At 75.7% G+C, this 13,654-nt stretch carries 10 protein-coding genes; 2 read left to right on the plus strand and 8 right to left on the minus strand.

What is annotated here, in order from left to right:
• From I3F58_RS15420 to I3F58_RS15435, 4 genes are all read right to left on the minus strand, one after another.
• Nucleotides 1–1,427, minus strand: a 1,427-nt coding sequence (locus I3F58_RS15420) for an ATP-binding cassette domain-containing protein (protein ID WP_240109169.1), incomplete at its 3' end; no start/stop codon positions are given.
• A gap of 136 nt (nucleotides 1,428–1,563) precedes the next feature.
• Nucleotides 1,564–2,334, minus strand: a complete 771-nt coding sequence (locus I3F58_RS15425) for an NUDIX domain-containing protein (RefSeq protein ID WP_240109170.1) — start codon at nucleotides 2,332–2,334, stop codon at nucleotides 1,564–1,566.
• A gap of 127 nt (nucleotides 2,335–2,461) precedes the next feature.
• Entirely contained in the window at nucleotides 2,462–4,630 is a 2,169-nt protein-coding gene (locus tag I3F58_RS15430) for a glycogen debranching N-terminal domain-containing protein (RefSeq protein ID WP_374207977.1), read from the minus strand.
• 114 nt (nucleotides 4,631–4,744) lie between these two features.
• Nucleotides 4,745–6,304 carry a DUF4192 domain-containing protein gene (locus tag I3F58_RS15435; RefSeq protein ID WP_240109171.1) on the minus strand — a complete coding sequence of 520 codons (1,560 nt, stop codon included), beginning with the start codon at nucleotides 6,302–6,304 and terminating at the stop codon, nucleotides 4,745–4,747.
• A 226-nt stretch (nucleotides 6,305–6,530) separates the two neighbouring features.
• Between I3F58_RS15435 and I3F58_RS15440 the strand changes: the two genes are divergently transcribed.
• Together I3F58_RS15440 and I3F58_RS15445 are read left to right on the plus strand one after the other, a co-directional pair.
• Nucleotides 6,531–8,711, plus strand: coding sequence for a RecQ family ATP-dependent DNA helicase (locus I3F58_RS15440; protein ID WP_240109172.1), 2,181 nt, complete (start codon nucleotides 6,531–6,533; stop codon nucleotides 8,709–8,711).
• Between the two features lie 216 nt (nucleotides 8,712–8,927).
• Nucleotides 8,928–9,554, plus strand: coding sequence for a hypothetical protein (locus tag I3F58_RS15445; RefSeq protein WP_240109173.1), 627 nt, complete (start codon nucleotides 8,928–8,930; stop codon nucleotides 9,552–9,554).
• Between the two features lie 647 nt (nucleotides 9,555–10,201).
• Here the strand turns inward: I3F58_RS15445 and I3F58_RS15450 are convergent.
• The 4 genes from I3F58_RS15450 to I3F58_RS15465 all read right to left on the minus strand — a co-directional run bounded on the left by I3F58_RS15450 (nucleotide 10,202) and on the right by I3F58_RS15465 (nucleotide 13,521).
• Nucleotides 10,202–10,888: a hypothetical protein gene (locus I3F58_RS15450; RefSeq protein WP_240109225.1), complete on the minus strand. Its 687-nt coding sequence runs from the start codon at nucleotides 10,886–10,888 to the stop codon at nucleotides 10,202–10,204.
• A 94-nt stretch (nucleotides 10,889–10,982) separates the two neighbouring features.
• Nucleotides 10,983–11,693 (minus strand): ribonuclease HII, encoded by a 711-nt coding sequence (locus I3F58_RS15455; protein ID WP_240109174.1) that lies wholly within the window; start codon nucleotides 11,691–11,693, stop codon nucleotides 10,983–10,985.
• A 211-nt stretch (nucleotides 11,694–11,904) separates the two neighbouring features.
• Nucleotides 11,905–12,819, minus strand: coding sequence for an ADP-ribosylglycohydrolase family protein (locus tag I3F58_RS15460; RefSeq protein ID WP_240109175.1), 915 nt, complete (start codon nucleotides 12,817–12,819; stop codon nucleotides 11,905–11,907).
• A gap of 96 nt (nucleotides 12,820–12,915) precedes the next feature.
• Nucleotides 12,916–13,521: a YdbC family protein gene (locus I3F58_RS15465; RefSeq protein WP_240109176.1), complete on the minus strand. Its 606-nt coding sequence runs from the start codon at nucleotides 13,519–13,521 to the stop codon at nucleotides 12,916–12,918.
• Between the last annotated feature and the right edge of the window lie 133 nt (nucleotides 13,522–13,654).

Consider the following 13,654-nt stretch of genomic DNA (forward strand, 5'->3'; position numbering starts at 1 on the left):
CCCCCCGCGGGCTCGCCCCCACGGCCCGCGCTCCCGGCCGTGGAGCCTTCCCGGGCCACGCCCGGACCGTGCGGGCCGGACGGGGCCGCCCCGCATCCGCGTTCCCCACGGCGGACGGCGCCCGGACCGTGCGGGCCCGCTCCGGACCCGCACGACGGGGTGGTGTGGGGAACATCCCCTGCCGGCCCGCCGACCTCGACAGCATCGGACGGGGCCCGGCCGCGGTTGGGCGGCACGCGGCCGGGCGCGACCGGGAACGGCAGGGGCGGGGTGGGGCCGCCGCCCTGCGCGGCGAGCAGCGCACCGCGCACGGCCCCACGCACCGTGGACGTGGAGGCGTCGGGACGGGACACGGCCGGGCCGAGGTCCGCCACCCCCGGCCCGGCCGGATACGGCAGGGCCGACGCGGCCACGGGGGCACCGGTGTGCGCCACCGACGGCACACCGGCCCCCGGCCCACCGGCAGCGTCGGCACCCGGGCGAGGCCCGACCGGGCCGGGGTCCGCCGACGGTGCGGGTGGGGACCGGCGGGTCGGCGGGGGTGCGGGATCGGCGGAGGTGGGAGTCGTTCCGGGGGCGAGGCGGTGGATGAGGATGCCGTGGCGGAACGCCGCCTCGCCTACTTCCGCGCAGGTCCCGCCGTACACGTGCAGCCGGTTGCCGGTGTCCGTGACGGCTTCCAGGGAGCGGCGGGCGGCGCGGGCCTCACGGGTGAGGTGGGCGGCGAGGCGGGCGGCGTGCGGGGTGTGGACGGTCACGCACGGGCGCAGCCGGGAGCGGGCGAAGACCGCCGCCTCCTGGTCGGCGACCAGACGCCCCCCGGCCAGCGCGACGACGTGATCGGCGGTACGGGCGGCCTGCCGTGGATCGTCGGTCGTGAACAGGACCGTGCCACCGCCGTCGGCATGGGCCCGCAGAAGGCCCGGGAGCCAGCGGCTGTCGCGCGGCGACAGCCCGGCGGCGGGCTCGTCGAGGACCAGCGCGTGCGGATCGGCCAGCAGGGCGGCGGCGATGCCGAGCCGGCGTTCCATGCCGAGGGACAGGGTGCCGAGCCGCTGGTCGCGGAGTTCGGCCAGGCCGACCGCGTCGAGCAGTTCGTCGGCCCGGGCGGCGGGTACTCCGGCGGCGGCGCAGACCATCCGGAGCTGTCCGCGCACGCTCCGGGCGGGGTGACCGGGCACGCCGCCGAGGAACGCGCCGACCTCGCGCGAAGGGTGGGCGGCACGGTGCAGCGGGCGGCCGCGGAAGTACGTGACGCCGCGCCCCGGTTCGAGGCCGAGCAGCAGCCGCAGGGCCGTGGTCTTGCCCGATCCCGGGGCTCCGAAGAGGGCGGTGACACGGCCGGGGCGTGCCTGGAAGGTGAGATCGTGCACGGCCGGCGGGCGGTTCCGGCGCGGGGTGCTGGTGAGTCCGATTGCCTGGAGCATCGCTTCTCTCGCGGTAGATGAGACCGCTCGGCGGCAGGGCGCTTACCGCAGCACGATAACGCCACATTTCGGACTTTCAGCGGAGCCTGACGCGCAGGGCGTTCGAGCAGCGGCGCCTCCTGACCGGCCGCCGCGGTCACACCTCCGGGCGCAGCATCGGCGGGTTGAGCAGGGTCGCGCCGCCCGCGCGGAAGAGCTGGGCGGGACGTCCGCCCTGCCGGGTCGTGGTGCCGCCCGCGGGCACGAGGAAGCCGGGCGTGCCGGTGACCTTGCGGTGGAAGTTGCGTGGGTCGAGGGCCACTCCCCACACCGCCTCGTACACCCGCCGCAGCTCCCCGACGGTGAACTCGGGCGGGCAGAACGCGGTGGCCAGTGAGGAGTACTCGATCTTGGAACGGGCCCGTTCGACCCCGTCGGAGAGGATGCGCGCGTGGTCGAAGGCGAGCGGCACGAGCGCCTCGCCGTCCCTCCCGAGGACGGAGCCGAGCTTGAGCAGCTCCCCCACGGGCGCCCAGCGCACGCTGTTGGCGTCACCGCCGGGGCGGGGCGCCGGCAGGTCGGGGGCGAGCGCGAGGTGCGCGACGCTGACCACCCGCATCCGCGGGTCCCGCTCGGGGTCGCCGTAGGTGGCGAGCTGCTCCAGGTGGGCACCGGCGCCGGGCGCGGGCACCGGGTCACCCGGTTCGTGGACGCAGAGCCCCGTCTCCTCCGCCAGCTCCCGCGCTGCGGCGGTGTCCAGGTCCTCGTCCGGCCGTACGAAGCCCCCCGGCAGCGCCCAGCGCCCCTGGAAGGGCGGCTCGCCCCGCCGTACGACCAGGGCGCACAGCGCGTCACGGCGGACTGTGAGGACGACCAGGTCGACGGTCACGGCGAAGGGCGGAAAGGCCGAGGGGTCGTAGGGGGGCATGCCGCGATCATAGTCGTCTGCCTGACGATAAACAGTCCCCCGGCGATCTTCCCGCCGCTCCTCCGGCCGCTCTTCGGGTGGATGCTGTTCGGGGGTGTGCTCTCCCCGTGTGGACGTACGCATGCGGTCACACCCCCAGCTGGAGTCCGGGAGCCGCCTCCTCCACCATGCCGAGGCCCAGCCTGCTGACCCTTACGGCGAAGGGCTCACCCGCCACCCGCAGACCGGACAGCCTGACGGCCCCCAGCGGAGCGCAGCGCACCGGGTGCAGGGCGACCGTCCCGGCCGGCGCGTCGGGCCGGATGCCGACCAGCGCGGCCAGCACGTGGACGCCCGCAGCCGAGGCGACGGCGGCCGGGCGGCAGGCGGCGGGATGGGGCACCGGGGCGCTCCCCGCGGTGCGCTGCTCCCCCGCGTACATCTCCGGGATCCGGTACGAGAAGGCCGCGGCCGCGTCGAGCAGTCCCCTCAGCAGTCCGGACGCCTCCTTCTCGTACCCGGCGGTGGCGAGCCCGGCCACAGCGACCGCGGTCTCGTGGACCCGTACCGCCCCCGCCCGGTGGCCGAACGGGTTGTATCCGGGCTCCTTGGCGCCCAGCCCGCGCAGCCCCCAGCCGCTGTCGAGTGCCGGGCCGCCGAGGAGCCTGGCCACCTGTTCCGTCTGCACCTTGTCCAGCAGCCCCTCCGCGAGCCGCCCCGCGCCGAGCAGCCCGGTGTCGAGCAGGTGCGCCACCGCACCGCCGAGCGCGGGCACGGGCCGGCCGTCAGCGGTGAGCGCGGCGGCCGGCCGGCCGCCGGACGGGTCGTCGAGCCAGAATGCGCCCCGGAACCTGTGGCGCAGCGCGTACGCCCAGTCCCGCCACCCGTCCGCCCCCGGCCGGTTGCAGGCCTCCAGCAGACCCGCGCCGAGGAGGGCGGCGCGATGGGCGTGGGCCTGGGTCTCGGCTCGCCGCACCTCTGCGCCCGGCCCCGGTTCCGCGACCAGCCCGTCCTTGTCGGACGCGGCCCGCAGCCAGTGCAGGCAGCGCTCGGCTACAGGCAGCAGCTCGGCCAGATCCTGCTCGGGCAGACCCCACAGCCGGGCCTCCGCGAGCACCGCGGGGAAGGCCAGGGTGGCCTCGATGCCGGTGCACGCCGGCGGAAGGTGCGGCCCCGCGTCGCGCAACGGGCCGGGCACGCGCCCCCCGGACGCTCCGGCGCCGGAACGCACGGCCCGAGCGACGCCGCGCAGGGTGTCCGCGGCGATCTGGGTACCGAGCGGGAGCACCATGCGCGCGGCCCACAGGGCCTCGGCGGGGGCGGCCCCGCAGCGCCACGGCACCCCGGCGGCGAGGTGCACGTCTGCCGGATGCGCGGGGTCCCGGACCAGCAGCCCCCGCAGATCGTCGACCCCGGTGCCCAGCAACCGCTCCACCCGCGGGTCGTCGCCCTCCGCCCGCGCTCCCAGCAAGCCCTGCCCGCCGCTCCGGGCGACCGGGCGCACGGGCCGCCCGGCCTGGACGGTCAGCTCGACCGTGTGCCGGGCCCCGGGGGCGAGGTCCAGTTCCCAGCGCAGCGCACCCAGGGAGGCCAGGGCGTCCTTCGGCGGAGGGTCGGCGGTGACGACCGCCAGCGCACCGTCGGGCGCCGACCAGCGCAGCCCGGACCCGTGCACCGTGGCCCGCAGCTCCGGTCCGGTCCGCCCTGCGGCGACGGCACCGAGCGGGGCGAGGTCCGTGCCGAGCACCAGCTCGACGGGGAGCCGGAGCGGGCGCCCCGTGCCGTTGCGGAAGGTGATCCGCTCGGTGCCGTCGGCGTCCCGGGTGCGCTCGACGGAGACGCCCGGGTCCGGTCCGGGGTCGGCCGGGGTGCGGACGACGCCGGTGAAGCGCGCCCGGTCTGCCGCGATCATCCGCCCCTGCAGGGTGACCGGTTCCCGCTCGAACACCCGGAGCCGCGAGCGGGACAGCAGCCTCCGCCCCGACTGGTACACCCCCTCCAGCCCGTGCCCGAGGAGCTGCCCGTGTTCGGCCGACATCGCCAGACACGGCAGGGCCACACAGACCAGCACTCCGTGCACCGACGGTGCCTCCCGGAGCCCCTGCGCCCCGCCCTGCCCCGCCCTGGCAGCCCCGGCCGACCCGGCGGGCCGCGCAGTCGCGGTCAGTCCGGTCGCCGTCAGCCCAGTCGGCTCGGGCCGCACCGCGGGACCCACCGGCCCGGCGGGTGGGATCCGGGGCGTGCCGGTGGGCCCCGGCCCACCGGGCCGCTCCGCGGGGGGAGCGTCAGCGGGGATGGAGGGTGCTGTGCGTTCCATGGGTCGTCTGCTGGGCCTTCTGTGCGCTCCGGACAGCCGCTGGAGATACGGCGGCACGGGTCGGGCGACTCCGCCACAGACGTGAACGCCGTTGCACGCACCCGGGTCACGCTCTCATCGCCCGGCTCCTTCCGGCGGCCTGCCCGTGCCGCCCTCGGTACGGGCGCCGACCGGTGCACCGGGGCGCGCAGCACGGCGGCCGCCGGTGCGGCTCCGGGTGCCGCGCCCCGCCTCGCCGGTTCCCGCGCCCGGGCGTGCCGTCCCGGGTGTCCTCGTCGGGGTGGCGGTCCTGGGGGCGCGGGTGCCGGGCCTTCGGCGTGCCGACGCACCGTGTGCGGTCCCGGCCCGTACGCCGGTCCCCGCAGTCCTCGTCTTCCGGGCAGTGCGCTCCCCGCGCAGGCACTGCCGCAGCGACTCCGGGTCCAGCTGTTCGTTGCACGCCTGGTGCAGCAGTCTCGCGAACACGTACTCCGGGTCCGCTTCCAGCGCGAGCCCCAGGGCCACTCGGGCGCCGGGTTCGTCGCCGGTCGACCAGGCCACCCATCCCGCCAGGGCGAGCGGCGCGGCGGCGTGTTCGCCGTAGGCACCCGTACAGCGCCGGGCCAGCGCCCGCCAGAGCCGGAGCGCGGGGCCCGCTTCTGTGCCCTCCATCCACTCGGCGGCCCGGTCCCTGGTGATCCGGTCCTGCAGCCCGATGATCAGTGCCGCGGCTTCCGTGTGGGCGAGGAGCGCGTCGTCGGCGTCGTCGGCGTCGGCCGGGTCGGGCGCCTCCGGCAGCTCCGCGAACCGTCGCATGAGCTCCTCGGCGCCGCGGATCGTCTCCTCCCGCACCCGCTCGCAGGCCTCCGCGCCCACCATCCGGTGGAGCAGCGCCGCGCTCGCGGTGTCGAGGGCCCGGGTCTGTTCGGCCATCGCCGGCCCGGTGGCTCCGGGCTTCAGCCGGGCCTCCATGTCGCGCAGCGAGCCCCGGACATGGATGCCCGCGTACGCCGCGGCGGCGGCCATCACCGATGTACCGGGCGGCGCCAGCTCCCTGCCGCCGGGCGGGCAGCAGTCGCTGTCGGGGCAGCAGTACGACCAGAACCGGCCGCCGGAGATGCACAGCGCCTCGTACACGGGCACGTCGAGCGCACCGCACGCCGTGCGCAGCCGGTGGGCGAGGGGGCGCAGCCGCTCCATGACGCGCCTGCCGTCTTCGCCCTCCACCGGGTCCTGGCAGAGGAAGACGACGATGCCGTCAGGCCGGGCGCCGCGCCGTGTGCTGCCGTCCACCAGGCACTCCGCGAGCTGCTGTGCGACGGGCTCCCACTCGCGCGGCGAGCGGGGGATGCCCATCCTGAGCCGGCCGCCGAACCGGCCGTGCTCGCCGTGCAGGGCGAGCAGCACCGCCGAGTCGGTCGGGTGGAAGCCGAACATGTAGGGCAGCGCGTCCGCCAGTTCCGCGGGCCCGCGCAGGGTGATCTGCGGCTCCCCCGCGAAGCCCGCCGCCTCGGCGGGGAAAGGGGTCGACGGGGTGGGAGGAGGCGGCGCCTTCTCGGCGGTGCCGCCGCTGCTCTGCTTGTCCAGGCTCCACGGCTTGTCGATCTTGTGTGGTCCGCTCCTCTCCGTGTGCTGTGTCGCACTCGGCGTCGAGGGGTCGTCGGGACGGTGGGTCTGCTCGTGTCGCTCGTTCATGGCTCGACGGTCCCGTGCCCCCCGGCGCCCCGTCGACCCCTGTGGACAACTCCGGCGTCACCCCTCGCTCAGAACCGTGCCCTGCTGTCCGCCGTTGTCCACAGGGGTCGACGGGACCCGACGGGGCCCGACAAGGTACGTCGGCGGCCGGTGCGGCGGCTGCCCGCGTACCCGGCACGCACCGGCGGTTCGCTCGTTGTCAGTGCCGTGCTGTTCCATGTGAGGCATGGACGACACGAACCCGGGAGACCTCCGTGCGGCGGCCGACGCCGTGCTCGCCCGTCTCGTCGGTGACCCCACCGGCGCGGCCAGGCTGCGCGAGGACCAGTGGCGGGCGATCGAGGCGCTCGTCGCGCACCGCAGACGGGCTCTGGTCGTGCAGCGCACCGGTTGGGGCAAGTCGGCGGTGTACTTCGTCGCGACATCCCTGCTGCGGGCCGCGGGTGCCGGGCCCACGGTGATCGTCTCGCCGCTGCTGGCGCTCATGCGGAACCAGGTGGAGTCGGCGGCCAGGGCCGGGATCCGCGCCCGGACCATCAACTCGTCGAACACCGAGGAGTGGGACACGATCCAGCAGGAGATCGCGGACGGCGAGGTCGACGTCCTGCTCGTCTCACCGGAGCGGCTCAACTCGCTGGGCTTCCGCGAGGAGGTCCTGCCCCGTCTCGCGGCGGCGACCGGCCTGCTGGTGGTCGACGAGGCACACTGCATCTCCGACTGGGGCCACGACTTCCGCCCCGACTACCGCAGGCTCCGCACCATGCTGGCGGACCTCCCGTCGGGCGTGCCCGTCCTGGCGACCACTGCCACCGCCAACGCACGCGTGACGGCCGACGTGGCGGAGCAGCTGGGCACCGGCACCGGGGCGTCTGGGACCGGCGCCCTCGTCCTGCGGGGCCCGCTGGACCGCGAGAGCCTCAGCCTGGGTGTGATCCGGCTGCCGGACGCGGCGCACCGCCTGGCCTGGCTGGCGGACCACCTCGGGGAGCTGCCGGGCTCCGGCATCGTCTACACGCTGACCGTCGCGGCGGCCGAGGAGGTCACCGCCTATCTGCGCCGGTGCGGGCACACGGTCGCGTCGTACACGGGCCGTACGGAGAACGCCGACCGGCAGCAGGCCGAAGAGGACCTGCTGGCCAACCGGGTCAAGGCCCTGGTCGCGACCTCGGCGCTGGGCATGGGCTTCGACAAGCCGGACCTGGGCTTCGTGGTGCATCTGGGCTCGCCCTCCTCCCCCATCGCCTACTACCAGCAGGTCGGCCGCGCGGGGCGCGGGGTCGAACACGCCGAGGTGCTGCTGCTGCCGGGCCGTGAGGACGAGGCCATCTGGGAGTACTTCGCGTCGGTGGCCTTCCCCCCGGAGGAGCAGGTGCGGCGCACCCTGGACGTCCTGGCCCACGCGGAGGGCCCGTTGTCACTGCCCGCCCTGGAGCCCCGGGTCGAGCTGCGGCGCGCCCGGCTGGAGATCATGCTCAAGGTCCTGGACGTGGACGGAGCGGTGCGCCGGGTCAAGGGCGGCTGGACGAGCACGGGCCGGCCCTGGTCGTACGACTCCGAGCGGTACGCGCGGGTGGCGCGGCAGCGGGCCGCCGAGCAGCAGGCCATGCGGGACTACGTCGAGGCCCCGGGCTGCCGTATGGAGTTCCTGCGGCGGCAGCTGGACGACGAGAAGGCCGGTCCGTGCGGTCGCTGTGACATCTGCGCGGGGCCGCGTTTCGACCCGAAGGTGTCGGCTGCCGCGCTGGACCTGGCGCGCGGTGAACTGCGCAGGCCGGGTGTGGAGCTGGAGCCGCGCCGGATGTGGCCGACCGGGCTCGCGGCGGTGGGGGTGAACCTCAAGGGGCGTATCCCGGCCGGGGAGCAGGCGTTTCAGGGCCGTGCGCTGGGGCGGCTGTCGGACATCGGCTGGGGCAACCGGCTGCGGCCGATGCTGGCCGGACAGGCGCCGGACGGGCCGATTCCGGACGATGTGGCGGACGCGGTCGTCCAGGTACTGGCGGACTGGGCCAGGGGGCCGGGCGGCTGGGCGTCCGGCGCGAAGGACGCGCCGCCGCGGCCCGTCGGGGTCGTCACCGTCCCGTCGCGGAGCCGCCCCGAGCTGGTCGGCTCGCTGGGCGCGCGGATCGCCGCGGTGGGCCGGATGCCGTTGCTGGGCTCCCTCGCGTACGTGCCGGAGGAGGCGGAGCCGAGGATCTCCCGCACCAACAGCGCCCAGCGGCTGTGCGGGTTGCACCGGGCTCTGACCGTGCCCCCCGGGCTGGCCGGGGAGTTGGCGTCGCTGGACGGTCCGGTGCTGCTGGTCGACGACTTCGCGGACAGCGGGTGGACGGCGGCCGTGGCGGCGAGGCTGCTGCGAAGGGCCGGAGCGGGCGGCGTGTTTCCGCTGGTCCTCGCGGTCGCGGGGTGAGCAGGCCGGGCTGCCCGAATTCCTGGCGCGGGAAATGGGCCCCATACCGGCGCATTTCCGTCAGGGGCCCCAATTGCTCGTTGCCGCCCGCCCGTACCGCCCGCAAGAATTGGATTCCGCCCCTGCACGGCCGATTCGCGGTCCCGAAGGGCTGTGTCGCGGCGCGCCCTCACCCAACCCTGCCCGCACTGTGGGCGCGTATGCGAAGGGAGGACCGTGACCTTCGGATTCGCTCCGCCCACAGCCGCTTCGTCGACCACGCCGACCGCCTCCGCCAACCGGCTCGCGCGCATTCTCGAACCGGCCGAGTGGGCCGCCGCGAGAATTCCCTTGCTGGGCAATCCCCGTGAGGTCGTCACCGGATTGCACGCCCGGCACCGGCCGGTGCCGGGAACCGCCGTCATCGCCGTGCTGGACCATCAGGAACGGCTCTCGGCCAGCGCCTCGTTCGGGTTTCGGTCGGCGTGTGCCGACGGGTGGGAGTTCCGCAACGCCCTGCTCGCGCGTCTGCGTCGCGTCGTCCCGCACGACCTGCGGCGCCGCGTCCCCGTCCGCACCGCCGTACTGCTCTACTGCCGTGACGGCGACGAGAGATGGACCGAGGAGGACGGGGCCTGGATGTGGGGCCTGCGGGACGCCTGCACGCTGCACGGGCTGCGCTGCGGGGCGTACATCACGCTGACGAGTGGCGGATGGCAGGTGCTGGGCGAGGGGCGCGGCGGGCGGCATCCCCACTCGGCGTCGCCGCCGCTCGACCTTGCGGAGGCGGTGGCCGACGCCCCGGCGGCTCCGCGCAGCGTGAGCGGCGCGGCCGAGCCGCTGCGCCGTACGGCGGCACGCTGACCTGCCGGGACGGCCACGGGAATCCGTGTCGGCGCCACCGGACCGTACGGACGGCGCCCTCCGGGGCCACCGGCGCCGGGCCTGTCGGCCCGCTTCCGGCGGGGCGGCCGGGGAGTGCGGCCCGTCCGGTGCGGCTCCTTGTACCGGACCACCGACCCGGCGCCGCTGCCCCGCCATGCCGGAGACCCACCCGGTCACCCCGGGCTCAAGTCGCGCCGGACGACGGCCGGGCGGCACCGCGGCCCCGAAGGCATCGCAGCCGCACCGTCCGGGTTGCGGCGTGTCCGCGCGGGACGAGCAGCGGTCTGCGAGCCGGTCGCCGAACCCCCGCCTGCGGCGGGCCGGACGGCGCGCTGGTACAGCACCACCGCAGCGGCACCCCGCCCAGGGCACGCCCGCCCGGGACCGTCGGCCCACGCGGGCGCCCGCGGCGTCCGCCGCGCCGGCCCGCGCCACCGCACGCGGCACGCAGGGCGTGACCGAACCACCGGCCTCCAAGGGCGCTCGTGCCGTCCGTCGCACCGCTCAGCCGTCCCGGGGCCCGGGGACGCAGTCCCGCATGGCGCGGCCCTCGCCCGCAGCCCGGAGCGGCGCCGCGGGCCCCGGCCCGTGGACCGGGGCCCCGCGCCGCGGCCCGCAGGGCGGCGTCAGACGCCGGCGCCCAGCACCGCGTTGATCCGCTGGGGTTCGCCGCACACCACCAGGAGCGCTTCGGCCCTGCTCATCGCCGCGGGCAGGGCGCGGGCCGCGGCGGTGTCGCCGCCGCCGTTGACGGCGACGACCACCACGGGCCGGGCCGACGCGCGGTCCATGGCACCCGCGTCCGCGAAGAACACGTCTTCGCGCGCGTCGTGCTGGGCCCAGTACGCGGCCTCGCCGAAGGACAGCTCGTGCGCCGCCCAGGGGTGCTGCTCGCCGGTCGTGAGCACCAGGATGTCGCCGGGGGCACGGCCGGACTCCAGCAGGAGGTCGACCGCCTCCTCCGCGGCATCCACCGCGCCCTCCACCGGGGCGGGGATCAGCTGGATCTGCGGCTGGGAGGCCGCCGACCCGGGCCTGGGGGACCCGGAACGATTCTCCGGCCGGGGCTCGGGCCGCGAGGCCGCCGGAGGCCGCGGCTTGCCGTCGGCGGCACCGCCGGGCTGCCGTGCCGCCGGAGGCGCGGGCCTGGCCGCGGTCGGCACCGGAGAACCGGGGCGCGGCGAGGCCGCGGAGCGGGGTCCGGGTACGGGACGCGGACCGGGTACGGGACGTGGGGTCGGCGCGGTGCGGCCGGCGGCCGGCGTGGCGCGGGGACCCTGGGCACTCTCGTGAATCTGAGGCTCCTCGGGGATGAATGCATATGTATCAAACGCCGCTGCGGGTGGCACCGGCGGGTCTTACCGGTCGGTTCCGGTCCTGCGACCGGAACCGACGGGGGGTCAGGTTTCAGAAGTCGAAGCCGAGCTGGCCCCCGCTCTCCAGTGCGGCCGCGTCCGGAGAGACACGGACCTTCTTGAGATGCCGCCACCGGGGCAGCGCGTCGAGGTACGCCCAGGACAGCCGGTGGTACGGGGTGGGACCCCGTTCCGCGAGCGCCGCCTTGTGCGTCGGCGACGGGTAGCCGGCGTTGGAGGCGAAGCCGTACGGCACGTACGCGTCCGACTCGGCCTCCAGTGCGGCCATGAGCGCGTCCCGCCGCACCTTGGCGATCACGGAGGCCGCGGCCACCGCGATACAGGACTGATCGCCCTTGATCACCGTACGGACCTGCCAGGGTGCCCCGAGGTAGTCGTGCTTGCCGTCGAGGATGACCGCGTCCGGCCGGACCGGAAGGGTCTCCAGCGCGCGTACGGCGGCGAGCCGCAGTGCGGCGGTCATACCGAGCGCGTCTATCTCCTCTACCGAAGCGTGCCCCAGGGCGTGTGCCGTGACCCACGTCTCCAGTTCCCCGGCCAGTTCGCCGCGGCGTTTGGGGGTGAGGAGCTTGGAGTCGGTCAGTCCGGCCGGTGGCCGACGGAGTCCGGTGACCGCTGCGCAGACGGTGACGGGACCCGCCCACGCCCCGCGTCCGACTTCGTCGACTCCGGCGATGACTTTGGCACCGGTGGTCGCCCGGATCGAGCGTTCGACGGTGTGGGTGGGAGGTTCGTACGGCATGGCGCCTGACAGGTTACGCCGCCCGTCCCCGCCCGCGACACCCGGATTCGCTTTCCATGCTGCACGAGGGGTGCGGCACTGTCCGCGAACCCGGTATGCGGACCAGGGCAGTCCGGAAAACGGTGAACGGCGGTGGCGGGGCGGCCGTCACGACCGCCGCACCTCTTCCCCTCCATCGTAGGCCCGCGGCCCGCGAGGCCCGCAGCCCCCGTCAGCGGCCGGGCGGCCCGTCCGGCAGCCAGTCCGGCAGGGCCTCGGTCTGGTCCCGCCACGCGGCCGGAGGGGTCCCCGCACCCGTGGCCCCGACCACCCCGCCCACGATGGCGCAGGTGGTGTCGACGTCACCGCCCGCCTGCGCTGTCGTCCAGAATGCCTGCTCGTAGTCGCCCAGGGCCCGGGCCGCCGACCACAGGGCGAACGGCACGGTGTCGTGGGCGCTGGTGCGCCGCCCGCAGCCGAGGACGGCGGCGACGGTCTGCGGATCGCCGTAGTCGAGCATGTCGCGGGCCCGCCGCAGCCCGGCTCCGACGGCGCTGCGCGGCACGAGGGCGACCACCGCGTCCAGGAAGTCCGCGGCCTTGGGCGGGCCCGGCGGCGCGGCGGCCAGCGCGGTGGCGGCTGCGACCGCCATACAGCCGACGACCGCCTCGCGGTGCTGGTGGGTGGTGTACGAGGAGATCTCGGCCTGGTGGGTGGCCTGCTCGGGGTCGTCCGCGTACCAGGCGCCGAGCGGCGCGATGCGCATGGCGGCGCCGTTGCCCCACGATCCCTGGCCGTTGAAGAGCCCGGCGGCGAGTTCCCGCCAGTCGCCGCCCTCCCTGATCAGCCGCAGCATGCGGTTGACGGCCGGGCCGTAGCCGCGGTCGAAGTCGTGGTGCTCCGCGAAGGAGCGGGCGAGGGCGTCCTGGTCGATCCGGCCGTGCAGGGCGAGGACGGCCAGTACGGAGCAGGCCATCTCCGTGTCGTCGGTCCACTGCCAGGGGCCGGGCGGCAGCGCACGCCGCTTCAGCAGCGGGTAGTTGGCGGGGACGAAGAACTGGGAGCCCAGGGCGTCTCCCACGGCCAGCCCCCGCAGGCTGGCCAGGGCGCGCTGGAAGCGCTGGGCGGTGGAGGAGTCAGCGGTCATCGCACGGCCACTCTATCCGGTGAGGCACATATCACCCAGGCTACGGACTGTGTGCCGGACCCCACGGACAGCGCCCGCGTGCGGATCCCGCGCAGGTCACACGGTCCAGCCGCCCTCCAGGTCCACCACGTCGCCGGTGAGACCCACCACGTCGGCGGCCAGCTGGGCGCGCAGCGCGAGCCGCTCCACCCGCTCCGCCCGGTACTTTCCGTGCTCGGCGGCGGACTGCCACATGGAGAGCACGACGAACTCGTTCCCGGCCGCCTCGCCGAAGAGACCGCGCACCATGCCGGGGGACCCGGCCATGGCCGGGTTCCACACCTTCTCCTGCATCAGCGCGTAGTGCTCGACCCGGTCCTCGCGGATCCTGCTGTGGGCGACCCGTACGACGTCGGCGTCGGTGAAGCGGGGCTCGAAGCCGGTCTTCACATCGAAGCGGTAGTCGAACAGTTTGACCTGGGCACCGGTGTACGTGCCGGACTGCGCGGCGGCCAGCCGGTCGTGGGACCTTGCCATGAAGGAGTCGTAGAAGGCGCGGCTCTCCCAGAACGAGAAGACATGCGCCACGCCGGGGCGCAGCCGGCTCCATCCGCCGCCCTGCCCCCGGAAGCCGGGCTCCCCCAGCAGCCCCGCCCATTTCCGCTGCCCCCGTTCGAACCCCCGGCGGTCGACGACGCTGCAGCGAATCCACTTGACCAGCACCGCGCCATCGTACGGCCCTGGAAGGCGCCCGGTCCCGGCCATGGCGGAGCCGTACCGCCACGGGCGGGTGCGTGACCGGGCGCCCCGGGAAACCGGGGCGCGCCCGCGTGAGCCGTCCCGGCACAATGGCCGC

Source organism: Streptomyces sp. MUM 203J, assembly GCF_022414595.1.
Taxonomy (GTDB): domain Bacteria; phylum Actinomycetota; class Actinomycetes; order Streptomycetales; family Streptomycetaceae; genus Streptomyces.

Bases quoted from the DNA above. Each gene is read 5' to 3' on its own strand.
- I3F58_RS15425 (WP_240109170.1), bottom strand. From the start codon at position 2,334: ATGCCCCCCTACGACCCCTCGGCCTTTCCGCCCTTCGCCGTGACCGTC.
- I3F58_RS15455 (WP_240109174.1), bottom strand. From the start codon at position 11,693: ATGCCGTACGAACCTCCCACCCACACCGTCGAACGCTCGATCCGGGCG.
- I3F58_RS15435 (WP_240109171.1), bottom strand. From the start codon at position 6,304: ATGAACGAGCGACACGAGCAGACCCACCGTCCCGACGACCCCTCGACG.
- I3F58_RS15430 (WP_374207977.1), bottom strand. From the start codon at position 4,630: ATGGAACGCACAGCACCCTCCATCCCCGCTGACGCTCCCCCCGCGGAG.
- I3F58_RS15440 (WP_240109172.1), top strand. From the start codon at position 6,531: ATGGACGACACGAACCCGGGAGACCTCCGTGCGGCGGCCGACGCCGTG.
- I3F58_RS15460 (WP_240109175.1), bottom strand. From the start codon at position 12,819: ATGACCGCTGACTCCTCCACCGCCCAGCGCTTCCAGCGCGCCCTGGCC.